This window comes from Enterobacter sp. PTB, assembly GCF_051130085.1.
Taxonomy (GTDB): Bacteria; Pseudomonadota; Gammaproteobacteria; order Enterobacterales; family Enterobacteriaceae; genus Enterobacter; species Enterobacter ludwigii.
In genome coordinates, this window is the sequence record NZ_JBDKEE010000004.1 from 23,846 (window position 1) to 36,868 (window position 13,023).

Below are 13,023 nucleotides of genomic sequence, written 5' to 3' on the forward strand. Positions count from 1 at the left end.
TAAATACAGCGATATCGCCGTAAATAACAGGAATTTTCGATGAAACAGACAGTATCAAACCACGAGACGGATAATCAGGCTGCACGCCAGCCACTGACCAAATGCCAGCGCAAAAGCAAAAAGAATCGCCGCCGCTGGCTGGAACGCCTTACAGAGACGTGGCCTCATGCATTCAACCCGAAAGCACCCCGCCCGCTGGCGGTCGGTATCATCGATGCCATCACGGCAGAACTGAGCGCCCTGGGTGCGGGTGGTAATGGTGCTGCACGCTATGCGCTGAAGGGCTATACCAGCAATATCCGCTACATTCGTGCGCTGGCGGCAGGTGGTCCGCGTTACAACCTCCACGGCGAGCCGGAAGGTGAAGTTACTGCCGAACAGCAGCAGCGGGCCGCTGAAACGCTTAAGGTCATGACGGAGAAAAACGTGATGTTTGCAGACGAGGTGGAAGCATGACGGCACAACTGGCAGCACACGGCAGGATTGCCGCCGATATTCAGACGAAGCCCACCAGCAGTGGTGGCAATATGGCGTTTACCCGTATTGCGATTTCGCTTCCCTGCCGGGCAGCAGAGAGCGGCGAGGCGACCATGTGGCTCGGGGTCACGGCGTTTGGTAAACAGGCCGACGCGCTGGCCCGCCACCAGAAAGGCGACCTTGTGAGCGTCTCCGGTCAGTTGCAGGTCAACCAGTGGACGGGACAGGACGGCGGTACACAAAGCGGTTACGCGCTGGTGGCTGACAGTGTGATAAGTGCCAGAACGGTGAGACCGGGCGGCAGCCGTAAATCGGGAGCCGGCGGACAGGGTCAGCAACCACCTGCAGGCGCAGCGCCGGACAACGAGTACGACCAGACGCCGCCGAATGATGAAGTGCCTTTCTGATTCGCTAAGCCGAAAAGCCAGAAGACGACAATGCCCGCAGCGGATGCGGGCTAACTCCATGAACATGCATACCGGGGATGCAATACAGTGAAACTGACCACAGAACAGCGGGCGGAGATTATCCGCCTGAAACGGGACGGCGTGGGCTATAAGCGCATAACCACCCAGACGGGTATCAATCTCAGCACGGTTAAGAGTATCTGCCAGCGCTCGGGCCTGTTCCGGGACAATCCGGCGCATGCGGCGTTATTCTGCATACCGGGTACTCAGTTCAGCAATCTCCCCGCGATACCGAAGCCATTACCGCCACAGCAGAAAATCACCGGGCACCGACAGACCGACGCTTATCTGTGGGTGCTGGAAGTGATAAAGACCGGAGAGCCTGCACATATTGCCGCCGCAGAAGAAGCCCTGCAAAAGCTGACCATCACGCCGAAAGAGGCGCAGGAGCGCTACACCCAATATCTGCAGGCGCAGGGGGCGGGATGGACGGCGGTTTTTTCCACATTCCTGATGGATAACCCGCAGCACCATATCAACAGCGCAAAGGCGCAGCGGGAAGCCGCTACAGCGGTACGCTCGACGTTCGGGAGCTATGAAGCGGCAATGGAGGCCACTGCGCCGGAACGATTAATGATGGCAGCATATGGCGGGGTGTACGAAGAAGCTCTGTACGGCTGGACGGAGGAAGAGAAAGCGCGGGGCCGCATCGGTGGTGAGCGCATTTTTGAGACGTGGGATGCCAGAAAAGCGGCATCAAAGGGTTTTCGGGATGTGCTGCCGGAGCCTTACACACTGTCGGACGTGGTGCGTGAGTATCTTTACTGGGCATGGCTAATCGACATGCGCAGTGCCGCCAGAAAGGAAACCGACCCGGACGGCTATGGTGATGACCATCCGGAGATAAGCGACCGCGAGGATTATCTTGATACGCTGCTGGAAACTATCAGGCCACGCCACCAGCAGGAAGCGCTTGAGGTGTTAAAGTGGTATCTGGATTTTGACCGTTTTCAGGACATGGGCGCTGACAGTGACGGCGTTTATCTGAACCTTATCGGTGCGCATGAGTGAATACCGGGTATGCAGCCGAGTCCCCGGCAATGCCATAACAGCCAGGAGAACAGCCCCGTGAAAAAAAGGCTAATTTTTTCTTTTAACGATAGGTATAAACGATTATTACTACAGTTATGAATATTTCTTCATAAAAACATCTACATTTAGTGTTTAGTTATCATATTTAACACTATTTCCGTAAAACGAACGTGACTGGTCACGTTGACAGAAAAAGCACCCTTTTGTAGATTTAGCGACAACCGAGCCCGATCCCCTGTTTCTCCGTAACCATTATGGTTTGTGAGTCTCATGGTCGGGCCTTTTATTTTCTGGCGCTCCGTATCCGTATGATTGCAGCAAAGCCTCACAAGGAATACCCCCAGCAACTCGAGCTTTTGTTGAGCCGGGGTATGCTGATTCATGACCGTGACCGTGACCGTGCGATGAGAAAACTTTCCCAGGTTGGTTACTATCGCCTGTCTGGCTTCTGGTACACGTCACGCATCTTGCAAGCGAATGATGCAGGGTTATCGTTCCGAAGCGAGAATTTTCTTCCGGGTACATCGTTTGAGCAGGCTTACGATCTCTATCTTTTTGATAAAAAGCTGCGTCTCCTAATGATGGATGCGCTTGAGCGTATTGAAATCCATATCAGGTCGATTATTGCTCATGAAGTGGGACGGCACGACCCTTTAGCCTACCGGAAAAAATCTTACATAAATCAGCGGTTCCTGAATGATGGAAAGAAGGGGGAGTTAAGCACCTTCGAAAAATGGCTCAATAAGCTGGACAATAAAATCAAAGAGAGCAGGGATGATTGCATTACGTGGCACAGGAACCAGCAGAAGGAAATTCCTTTTTGGGTTGTGGTTGAGTCCTGGGATTTTGGTCAGATGTCAAAATACTATGCGATGCTAAATGGTGGTATGCAGTCGAAAATTATCAAACGATTGCAGCTCGACAATCAGCAGACTCTGACCAAGTGGCTCCAGTGTCTTAACCTGTTGCGCAATCGTTGCGCCCATCACTCGCGGATCTGGAATCGTAAACATGCGTCAGTACCAATCCCTCAATCTGATTTTTTCAGTAAGTTAAAAATAGAGGATAACGAGAGCGAGCGCCTGTACAGTGCTATATGCATCATCTGGTATCTGGTCAAAAAGATTGGTCCGTCCTCGACCTGGCTCAGGCAGATTGCTGATCACTTCGATAAAAAGCCCAACATGCCAGGGTGTTCATATGATTCAATGGGGGTTCCGAAATCAGGATTCCCCAGGACCAGATTTGGCGATGCTCTTGGGTTTGTCAGCGCTGACAACGATCCTGTTCACCAGGAATCGGAAGATGCTTAAGTGTCAACCCGTTCGCCCTCGCCCCACCTTACCTTCTGTATTACATAACCGATACACTGCCTCGGTAGAGCATAGCGGATCACCGTCGTTATGCTGTCGCCGATTAAACCCCGCCGCGAGTCCTGAACCGGGAAAATTGCCGGGGCAGTCTGCGCGAGTTCGCGAGAGACTGACAGTCTGTATTTTCACCTCTCTGCACTGCGCATTTCAGGGGCAAAAAACTGCGCAAATTCGTGAACTGCGCAAAATGCCCTGATTTTGCCCCTGTTTTTTGCCCCAACGAAACCTCTACAGCCCTTGCGGTATCTGAGTTCGTCCATTTTCACCACTGCGCAAAATATGGGGCAAAATGCGCAGTTTTCGCTTAATGATTTCGTAAATCTTCTGACAGATTTTGCCCCTGAATCGGTTGCAGGTGCTGGATACTCGTTCACACTCATACCCCATGAACATGCCATAAAACCCCACATTTTCGGATGTGGCGAACTGCGAAAGTCACAGGTTAGCCCTACCCCATGAGATGCTAAGGTTTGTTAAGGTTTTTCGGGCTACTCCCTAAGATTTCCTAAGTTCCATTATGCGCAGCGGGTGGAGCAGAACCCCACACAGGCCACTGCGGCAAACTGCGAATTCTGGTGCGACAAATTCGCGAATTCGCATTTCCTCTGCGCAAATTCGCACTTTCACCGCGACAGGCCGCGCCATTGCTGGTTTTCGCTTTTTCGCAAAATCGCGAATAAGTGCGAATCTCGGACTTTCTCGCTTTATCATTTCGGATATTGGTCACTGTGTTTCACACTCTCACCCCAGCCGCTACAATAGCCATTGCCGTATCATGAAGCCCCGCCCCTACTCCATGAGACGGTGACAAATAGTAACTCTGGAGCGGCAGGAGTGGCGAGTTGCGTAGCGATGAACTTACCCCGTGAGCACTTTAAAAAACTTCAAACCATACGGCTGTGCGCAGGGTGATGACTGGCAACCCTTACCCCATGAGACATCACGATTTATACAGGTCTGCGCTGCTCCCTTACCCCATGAACTGATAACAATTGATAACATCCGCGAGGCCTGGACGATGGACAACAGAGAGAAAGTAAGATTGCTGCGGCTGCATCACGAGGTATGTCGACGCAATTTTCAGGCATGGCATGAATACGAGCAACGGCGTCGTGAGGCGGACAGGGCCGCGTTATTTGCCCGTCTGTTTTCGGGGCAGCGCGCCAGCCTGACACTACCGCCAGAGCCGGAGTATGAGCCCTATCCTGATATCAGCGGTTTTCAGTGCGGTGCCACCACCCGCGCGGGTACGCCCTGTAAAATGACATACATATACAGAAACGGGCGCTGCAAGCTGCACGGCGGCAAGAGTACCGGAGCCAGGACAAAAGCCGGACGCAAGCGCCAGCGTGACGGCTATCGCGCATGGCTGGAGAAACAGCGGGCCAGCAGGGCGGGCAGGAAGCGCACCAGAGCCTACACGCGCGACGTTACCGGGATTGGTGGCGCAACACTGGCAGAAATCAGCGCCAGCGAAGCGGAGAGCGTTTTATCCGCTGTCAGTGGTATCGCGCTACACTTCACAGGTGAAAGCCTCACAGCAGCGCTGACGGACGCTCACAGCGTCACCGTGGCACTGACGACCACCAGCCCGAAATATGGCGGCGTTCGCTGGTGGTATGTATGCCCGGTCTGCGAAAAGCGCAAAGCGGCGCTGTACGTTTCCGGCACGGCGCTGATATGCCGTCAGTGCGCCGGGCTGCACTACGCCAGCCAGAGCAAATAACCCCACGACGGAGAGAGTGAGTATGAAACCGGAATACCTGGCAGAAATTGCCGCAGCGTGCATAAGGGCGGAGGGTGGCACCGTGTCGCCATACCAGAGCCGGGAACTGGAGCGAATAATTACCAGCCGCGCAGCGAACCGGGAACGGTTTATTCAGAAGGTCCGATCACCAACGTTCGAATGGAAAAAGCCCGCTCCCCGTCGGTAGTGAATTTACTGCATAGTGGAAATGGTATAGCGATCCACTATCTCCCCGTTTCATGCGGTCTACGGGCATTAAATCGCAGTTTTGGCGAAAACGTCGAAATTCCGAGTTTTTTTCAAAGTGTCTTCGGAGCTTGCCAGCACTGGCTTAGCCCCTCGGAACTTCCGAGGTTTCGTCCGAGCGGAATTCGGACTTTTTGGCTTTTGAACAAAATATGTACAGCTTACTAATTTTCACCTTTGAGGGAGGTCATTTACCGCCATCGCCTGGGGTTGCAACTGGAGGAAGGCATGTCATCGTTCGGCCCGATTACCTTTATTCACCTTTACAGATTTTCCCGGCGCATTATCGCCAACACCGCGCCGGGTGAGGCTTTGGCCTGAATATCCAGCAGAGGCGTGTAAAGGTTGCAGCAGCGTGAAATTCTTGACTGTTCTTGACGGATTGCAGAGGCGAATAATCAGCAAAGCCACGTATGGAAAGGCCTGAGCCTTTATGCGGCTATGTGGTCGTCAAGAATTTGCAGGAGATCTGCGGCAGCCTTAACGCGGGGAATTTTGGACTGAGTAGGACGGAACGCTCCGATGATTTTCCCGCAACGCCTTTCACTGTCTGGCCTGAGCGACGATTACGGTTGCGCTGCTGTCCAGAATAACGCCATCCTTCCTGCTACGTGTTTAACCCACTGATAATGTTCCAGACCGGGAATCTCCGGTCTGCTCAAAACTTACCCGCTGAATGTGGCGGGTCAGCATGCCAGCGCATTAACTCCGGAGATTTCCCGTAGTTTGAGCGATGCGACAATTTTCGCTTCAGGCGGCAAACACCGATACGGGAATCCCCGGCTCGCTCAACTTAAGCTGTTGATTATGTTCCAGACTGCATATTTGCAGTCTGCTCAAGACTTACTCACTGAAAGCTGATGCGAACAGCGCACAAACTACCGGGAAGTCGGTAGTTACGGTTAACCCGCTGATTTTGTTGCAAGCTGCATATTTGCAGCTTGCTCAGAAAACATCCTGCTATGCGAATTTCTCACCATTACCCAGAGTTTGGGTGACAGTATCCCGCTGATTGTTAGCGATTCGTTAGAATTGCCTAAATCGCTGAATCCTCCGAAGAACGCCATTGCCGCACCTCGGGCCAGACCATTGATAAAGCCAAAGCCCGCTGCTGGTGGATGCTGTGCCGTGATTAACTGAGCGTCACTTGCACAACTCTTTATGAGGTGCGCAGATCCGGCGCTGGCCTTGCTGCACGGGATTTTACAAAAGTTTCGTAAAACCTCCGGGCGCTTGTGCGGGACTAAAAGACCTGCGCAAACTTACCCGCGCAGGGGTTACAAAATTTTCGTAACCCTCGTCGATATTGTCGGCATGCAGGACAGGCCCGATATTATCGGGTCAGTTAGCTGTGTTACGCCAACTAACCCTCTTTAAGAGGGTCAGTTAACAGCATCGCTTAAAGAGATGCTGTTGATGAACTACAAAATTTTCGTAGTGCAAAAAGTGACCTGCAAAATTTTCGTAGGTCGGCGGTGAGCTCTCGATATTCCCATAGCGCAAATCTGCTTTATGAGCAGGAGCGGTATCCTGCAGTTTTGCAGGATAGTCACGCCGTCATCATCGGTGAGCTCGTCAGCGATGACCGGGAACAGCGCCAGCCAGAACAGATATTCTCCTCTGGCAGGCATGGGGGGGGTATTAGCCGGGGCAAACCCCTTTCGCCCTGGACACCGCGCTTCCTCTCACGCACAGAAAAAATCCCGTTTTTGGGGTATAAACATGTTTATAGGTCATCGGTAAACGTATCGTTGCAATTGCATGAAATGTATATGTTTATTGGTTTTTTGATGTTTATACCCTGTCACCAGATTGTTTATACCCATCACAGTGATTAAGGAGTGAGCATGTTAACAGCCTATAAACATGTTAACAGGCCAGCCACTACCAGCAGGCGACCAGAATGATAAACTGTAACGCCAACCAGCCTACGGAGTTACCCATGACGAAAAGCCAGACCATTGAAGCCGCCATGCTGCAGATCGCCCGCAAGGAAGGCATTGAGTTGAACGGACAGGATAAGCTGGTGATGCGTACTCAGATAGCGCAGAGCGCCGCAGCGAGAAAGCGTCACAACGACCGCATGACCGCCGGGCCGTTCGAGTGGAAGCGCCCCGCAACGCCGCGACGCTGAATTGCCTGGCCATTCGCTGCAAAATGTCCGCAAAACCAGAAAGGATCTGAGGCGACTACTTTACTGCTCAATACCCCAATATCAGATCCTTTCTTTTTCCAGTGTAGTCACATAAAAACAGTAACTTATTCGAAAGAAGAACGGATCTGCATTTTCCGCGAAAATTTTCATAAATCGCGCCAGTCTGCGCCGCTGCCGCCCCGTATAGGGTCAAAATGCCGGAAAGGACCCGTGCGCAAAGACAGACTGCATCCGGGGCAATGATGGTGAACGCTTTTTGAACGATTCGACATCTTTGCAAATTCACCATTAAATAAATCAAATGGTTATCCACATGATGATGATGACCATGAAAACGAAAAACCAGCCGTTTTCCGCGAGCGCAGCCGCCCCGTGGAAGGGGCCCCCACCGGGAGGACCCGCTGATTAGCCTGGTCAGTCGAATCGAAAACGCACCAGCTATCACGAAACATCACCAGAACGCATTTTTTGCCATCTTTGTTTATGGTTATGTGCGATAGTTAACGACAGTTGACCCCGGCAGACCCCAATAGACGCTCATAGACCAATGGAGATTTTACGATGGCAGTTACAACCCTGAACAGTGTGGCGGATTATCTGCTGTGCTTTGCTCAAAAGCACGGGGATGTAATGACACCGCTTAAGCTGCAAAAAATGGTGTTCTACGCTGACGCCTGGTATATGGCGTTGAATGACGGTGAAGAGCTGGTTGCTGACCAGTTTGAAGCGTGGATACATGGGCCTGTGGCCCGGAGTCTGTTTATCCGCTTTGCTGATTATAAATGGCGTCCCATCACCGAAGAGATCACCAGCCCTGACCTGCCGGAAGATGTGGTTCAGCACCTGGACGAAATCTATCAGGTGTTTGGCGGTTATACGGCTTACGAACTTGAGCAGATGACGCATCAGGAAAAACCGTGGCTGGTGGCTCGCGGCGGTATACCGTCAGACGCGCCATGTCAGAACGTCATTGATAAAGGTGTGTCCGCTGAGTTCTATCGCGCAATGGCTTCCTGAGCATGGCGAAAGGTATTAAAGCTTCGAAGATTACCCCGGCGCAGACAAGGATTGTGCCGGGCGTTGCAGGTGCTGGCGTGGCGACTATTAACTTCTCGTTTCGTTATATTGATGCCGGGCATGATAAATTCAGCTTCAACGCCCAAAACACAGCTTATTTCTGCAAGGTGCTCGACAGACTCAAAGACCTCTCCACCATGACCGAACGCGAATTTACTGCCGATCGCGGCGGCTCACTCAAATCTCATCCCATCGACTGGCGACATACGTCTGAGCCGGAAGGTTTTCAGACGCTGAACGAGCAATTCCAGAGCTACACGCCTTATCAGTTTGCAGTATCGCGCAATGAGCATGGTCGGGTGCACGGCTTTTTCATTGGGAATGTGTTCCATATCGTCTGGCTTGACCCGGACCACCAGCTTTATCCGGGACGATAAGCCGGGAAGTTACTCCACCCGCTCACATTCGCCCTCAATCGCGTCCTCTGCGCCTTCATCATCACGCACAATGACACATCGACCCGGCAGGCCATAACGCGCCACCACGCATCGCACACCGGAAGCATCGCAGCTGTACTGCATTCGGTTTTGCCGGCGCTCGTACACGTTCACCCGCTCCAGCAGCCCATCCTTGACCATTGCTTCCAGCGTTCGCCTGGTAGACTCAAGCTGATACTCTTTTTTGAGCGAATCCATACCGTGCAGCAGGTAGGTCACGCCGGACACATCGAACGGCGGCGCGCCAATTTCACCTGTCACCCACTCGCGGTTCTCGGGTTCGAAGTAGCTGAGTATGGTCTTTTTGCGGCTGGTCAGTCTCATGGTGTGGGAATTCCTTATTGTAGGGTACATCTATCCTACAATAATAATCAGCCAGAATGGAGCGGAGAGCGGATTTCAAATCCGGGCTAAGGGTCGCATTTCAAATTCTACTCCCGATCTCAATGGTGGAAATGACCATGCAGCCGGCACAGCGGAACGGCAACCGTAGAGATTTCCCCTACGGTTGAGGCAGGGATAAGGAGGAAACAAGCACTGCGACAACAACGGCAGAAAGTCGACGATTACCTCTGACCGATGCATTAAAGCCAGCACGTTAAACTGAATGCATACCCGGTACGCAGAAAACCATCACACCCCGCGCCAGAACTGGCCTTGCTCACTTTTTCGGGCTGTGCGTCAGGAATATTACGATTTCTTCCGCCGAAAACTCCGCTGCAATCCGCGTCATTGCTGGCTTTGCGCTGCAAAATCCGGGGGCTGATTCGCCATTTTTCGCTAAAATACTCATATTATTTCGGATTAGATTTTCAGTGAGGCGCACAAGGGGAGCCATGAGAGAAAGAACGCGGCGTTATACCGACAGATTGCCATGCATCGGCCTGAAGTTCATGGCTGAGATGCGCCAGCAGTTGCACGATGCTGAACAGGGCGCACGGATTTACAGTCATACGGATTCCGGCACGCTCTACATCTCCCGGCAGGACGACGGCTACGCCATGACGCAGGCGGGTTATGGTAACCGGTACTGGTATTGCTGCCCGAGCTGCAACAGGCGGATAGCAAAGCTGTATATCGGGGTAAAAGATATCGCCTGCCGCCATTGCTGGGGGTTGCACTACAAGAGCCAGAGCGAGGACGAACTTGCCAGAATGCGCCGGGATATCCGCCGCCAGCGTTACGCCATATGGGGCAATACGGTAGTGACGCGCAATCTGACGAATTACCCGAACACTTTCCCGAAGCCAAAAGGCATGCGCTGGGAAACCTATAACCGGAAGCTGGCGGCGCTGATATTCAGCGAGAATGTTTACTGGCGGGCATTTTCGCCACTGGTGGATCGTCTGTGCGGCAAAGTGCAGCGATAGCCCACCAACTGCCGGGCGGGGTTCTGCAATACGGCACTGGTCATCTGGCACAGTGGCTTAGGTGGTGGTGTAGGTTTGCATAGTACCTGTACCCGCTGTAAGCCGCGCCATTACTGGCTTTGCGCGAAGTGGTACAGGTGGCACAGCAAAAACGACGATTTTCTTTGAGAGAGTGAACGAAAAAATACGGAATTTAACGGTGGAATGCGGCTTAGCGGGGAGCACACCCCCTAAATTTCGTGACAACCATCACAAAAGCAAGTGTGCCAAAACCTGCAATTTCGACCAAACAGAGCGAGTTTTTATCTCGAAGCCCGATCACCTGTGCCATCTCTCCGGCACATCGTCTACCAGCGAGCCACTGCGCTGATTTCTCCCATCCTGGTGAGCAACGACACCTGAAATAGACAGCACGCCGCACAGAGCGACACAGACAACACGATAACTGCAGCCTGCCAGAAAAGGGATGCTGGCCTGAGCATCACGCCAGCTTTTACCGCTGGTGGGCATTTGCTCAAACTCGGCGATCTGCAGACTTTGGTTCGCTGTGGGGCTGGCAATAAAAAATGGGTCCTTCCTGACGGTTTTTTATTACACGGGCATTGCGCGCCGTGGGTTTTTTCCAGCTATAAATTTTTGAGTTTGTGTCCCATGTCCCACGCGCATACTTATGCATAATCTTATGTAGCCCCTGCCGTTACTGGATTGTTCGCCTTAAACGCGTGGGACATTTGCATGGGACATTGGCAGATATGTCCCACGGCATGCCCCATCAAATGCCCCATGCTCTAAGCATGTCCCATGAGCATGATTGATCGTCGTCGGTTCGGTGTTCGTCCACCAGCTTCATAACGGATAACGGCAGATTGATAACGGATGCGGTACTGGTCGACGGGAGAGGGGAAAACTTCAAAACCTTCTTGCGGAATGATCGCCGCTCGTCCTTTTTGTGCGCAGTCGCGAAATGAAAAGTTTTTTTGCGGATGGGTTCATCCTCTAGGGCTTAATCGCAACCGCCGAAAATAGCCATCAAATTACGCCAAATCAATACCACACAGCCCGTTGGTGTTTGTGGGTGTTCAGTAAGGTGCGTCGTGATGTGTAGTCAACGGTGTAGTCAGTTTGATAAAAAAGGCGCTTCCCCATGCCGAAGAGCGCCTTTTTAAACAAACATTTAACTGATTAGTATCAGTTCATGCCGTATTTTTTCAGTTTCTTACGCAGTGTACCACGGTTGATACCCATCATCAGGGCAGCGCGGGTTTGGTTACCGCGGGTGTATTGCATCACCATGTCCAACAGTGGCTGTTCAACTTCAGCCAGTACCAGCTCATACAGGTCATTAACATCCTGACCGTTCAGTTGAGCAAAATAGTTCTTCAGTGCCTGTTTAACCGAGTCACGCAGGGGCTTTTGAGTCACCTGATCCTGAGAGTTAACGGTAGAAACGGTCAGTACGTCAGAATTTACGCGTTGTTCGAACATAGTTCTGTCAGCTCTTTATTTCATTACGCAAGATTTTCGAAGTATGCCTCCAACGCCTCCAGCTGTACGCTGGCATCCTCTATGGCGTTGAATGTGCGCCGAAACTGGTCATTTGGAGCGTGCTCCTGGAGATACCAGGATACGTGTTTACGCGCAATTCGGTACCCTTTTGCCTGACCATAAAAGTCATGCAATTCCCGAACATGCGAACAAAGCAAGCGCTTTACCTCTGCCAGTGGCAGTGGGGCAAGCAACTCCCCAGTGTCCAGATAATGCTGGATTTCCCGAAAGATCCAGGGTCTTCCCTGAGCGGCACGTCCTATCATCAGAGCATCAGCTCCCGTATAGTCGAGCACAGCTCTGGCTTTAAGCGGGTCAGTAATGTCACCATTCGCGATAACCGGAATGGAAACTTTCTGCTTAACTGCCCGAATGCTGTCGTATTCAGCTTCACCATTGAACAAACAGGCGCGAGTGCGTCCATGGATGGTCAGGGCCTGAATGCCACAGTCTTCGGCCAGTTGGGCAATCTCTACACAGTTACGGTGTTCCGGCGACCAACCCGTGCGAATCTTCAACGTAACAGGAACGTCCACTGCGCTGACAACCGCGGTCAGGATAGACTTCACCTGGTCGGGGTATTGCAGAAGGGCTGAACCTGCAAGCTTGCGATTCACTTTCTTGGCCGGGCAACCCATATTGATATCAATAATCTGGGCGCCACTTTCCACGTTAATCCGCGCGGCATCTGCCATCTCTTCAGGCACGCTTCCGGCAATTTGCACGGTGCGAATACCTGGTTCATCAACGTGCACCATCCGAAGGCGGGACTTATCGCTTTCCCACACCTGTGGGTTAGACGACATCATCTCGGAAACGGTTAAACCTGCCCCCATCTCATAGCACAGCGTCCTGAACGGCCGGTCGGTAATACCTGCCATTGGGGCTGCGATCAGGCGATTTCTGAGCTGGTAGTGTCCGATGCGCATGAGTTAAGAAATGACCATACTGTGACTGCAAGGCGGCGTATATTACGCATTTTTTGCACGAGATGAAAGGCCAAACTTTGAACAATCCACTGTTGTAGATCAAGGAATCGCCGCTCTGTCCTTCAGGTGAAAATTATAAACCTGTTAAATCATAAAGTTATGATGGAA

Annotated in this window: 12 protein-coding genes; 9 read left to right on the forward strand and 3 right to left on the reverse strand. The window is 52.2% G+C overall.

Translation table 11 applies throughout. The features are described from left to right. Window positions 1–39: 39 nt before the first annotated feature. The 8 genes from AAIR21_RS06075 (at window position 40) to AAIR21_RS06110 (ending at window position 8,951) form a co-directional block, all read left to right on the forward strand. Window positions 40–456 (forward strand): ProQ/FINO family protein, encoded by a 417-nt coding sequence (locus AAIR21_RS06075; protein WP_434680325.1) that lies wholly within the window; start codon window positions 40–42, stop codon window positions 454–456. Beyond that, a complete protein-coding gene (locus tag AAIR21_RS06080) occupies window positions 453–884 on the forward strand; it encodes a single-stranded DNA-binding protein (protein WP_434680328.1) in 432 nt (143 codons plus the stop codon). Before AAIR21_RS06075 ends, AAIR21_RS06080 begins: the two co-directional genes overlap by 4 nt. A gap of 87 nt (window positions 885–971) precedes the next feature. Beyond that, entirely contained in the window at window positions 972–1,955 is a 984-nt protein-coding gene (locus AAIR21_RS06085; protein ID WP_422701837.1) for a hypothetical protein, read from the forward strand. A 329-nt stretch (window positions 1,956–2,284) separates the two neighbouring features. Continuing rightward, window positions 2,285–3,289 carry an Abi family protein gene (locus AAIR21_RS06090; protein ID WP_434680331.1) on the forward strand — a complete coding sequence of 335 codons (1,005 nt, stop codon included), beginning with the start codon at window positions 2,285–2,287 and terminating at the stop codon, window positions 3,287–3,289. 925 nt (window positions 3,290–4,214) lie between these two features. After that, on the forward strand, window positions 4,215–5,075 hold the full coding sequence (locus AAIR21_RS06095; RefSeq protein ID WP_434680333.1) for an HGGxSTG domain-containing protein: 861 nt from the start codon (window positions 4,215–4,217) through the stop codon (window positions 5,073–5,075). A gap of 2,209 nt (window positions 5,076–7,284) precedes the next feature. Next, entirely contained in the window at window positions 7,285–7,476 is a 192-nt protein-coding gene (locus tag AAIR21_RS06100; RefSeq protein WP_422701839.1) for a hypothetical protein, read from the forward strand. 582 nt (window positions 7,477–8,058) lie between these two features. Next, window positions 8,059–8,514, forward strand: a complete 456-nt coding sequence (locus tag AAIR21_RS06105) for a Panacea domain-containing protein (RefSeq protein ID WP_434680335.1) — start codon at window positions 8,059–8,061, stop codon at window positions 8,512–8,514. A 2-nt stretch (window positions 8,515–8,516) separates the two neighbouring features. Next, complete coding sequence (locus AAIR21_RS06110) at window positions 8,517–8,951, forward strand: hypothetical protein (protein ID WP_434680338.1); 435 nt, start codon at window positions 8,517–8,519, stop codon at window positions 8,949–8,951. A gap of 9 nt (window positions 8,952–8,960) precedes the next feature. Here the strand turns inward: AAIR21_RS06110 and AAIR21_RS06115 are convergent, their stop codons facing one another. Continuing rightward, on the reverse strand, window positions 8,961–9,335 hold the full coding sequence (locus AAIR21_RS06115; RefSeq protein ID WP_434680341.1) for a hypothetical protein: 375 nt from the start codon (window positions 9,333–9,335) through the stop codon (window positions 8,961–8,963). A 512-nt stretch (window positions 9,336–9,847) separates the two neighbouring features. Here AAIR21_RS06115 and AAIR21_RS06120 point away from each other — a divergent pair. Then, window positions 9,848–10,381: a hypothetical protein gene (locus AAIR21_RS06120; RefSeq protein WP_422701843.1), complete on the forward strand. Its 534-nt coding sequence runs from the start codon at window positions 9,848–9,850 to the stop codon at window positions 10,379–10,381. A 1,188-nt stretch (window positions 10,382–11,569) separates the two neighbouring features. Here the strand turns inward: AAIR21_RS06120 and fis are convergent. Then, window positions 11,570–11,866 (reverse strand): DNA-binding transcriptional regulator Fis, encoded by a 297-nt coding sequence (gene fis / locus AAIR21_RS06125; RefSeq protein WP_000462905.1) that lies wholly within the window; start codon window positions 11,864–11,866, stop codon window positions 11,570–11,572. Between the two features lie 23 nt (window positions 11,867–11,889). Further along, window positions 11,890–12,855, reverse strand: coding sequence for a tRNA dihydrouridine synthase DusB (dusB, locus tag AAIR21_RS06130; protein ID WP_014171871.1), 966 nt, complete (start codon window positions 12,853–12,855; stop codon window positions 11,890–11,892). Window positions 12,856–13,023 lie beyond the last annotated feature (168 nt).

Excerpts from the sequence above, each read along its gene's own strand:
- AAIR21_RS06075 (WP_434680325.1), top strand. The coding sequence starts at position 40 with ATGAAACAGACAGTATCAAACCACGAGACGGATAATCAGGCTGCACGC.
- AAIR21_RS06080 (WP_434680328.1), top strand. The coding sequence starts at position 453 with ATGACGGCACAACTGGCAGCACACGGCAGGATTGCCGCCGATATTCAG.
- AAIR21_RS06090 (WP_434680331.1), top strand. The coding sequence starts at position 2,285 with ATGATTGCAGCAAAGCCTCACAAGGAATACCCCCAGCAACTCGAGCTT.
- AAIR21_RS06100 (WP_422701839.1), top strand. The coding sequence starts at position 7,285 with ATGACGAAAAGCCAGACCATTGAAGCCGCCATGCTGCAGATCGCCCGC.
- AAIR21_RS06105 (WP_434680335.1), top strand. The coding sequence starts at position 8,059 with ATGGCAGTTACAACCCTGAACAGTGTGGCGGATTATCTGCTGTGCTTT.
- AAIR21_RS06110 (WP_434680338.1), top strand. The coding sequence starts at position 8,517 with ATGGCGAAAGGTATTAAAGCTTCGAAGATTACCCCGGCGCAGACAAGG.
- AAIR21_RS06115 (WP_434680341.1), bottom strand. The coding sequence starts at position 9,335 with ATGAGACTGACCAGCCGCAAAAAGACCATACTCAGCTACTTCGAACCC.
- AAIR21_RS06120 (WP_422701843.1), top strand. The coding sequence starts at position 9,848 with ATGAGAGAAAGAACGCGGCGTTATACCGACAGATTGCCATGCATCGGC.
- fis (WP_000462905.1), bottom strand. The coding sequence starts at position 11,866 with ATGTTCGAACAACGCGTAAATTCTGACGTACTGACCGTTTCTACCGTT.
- dusB (WP_014171871.1), bottom strand. The coding sequence starts at position 12,855 with ATGCGCATCGGACACTACCAGCTCAGAAATCGCCTGATCGCAGCCCCA.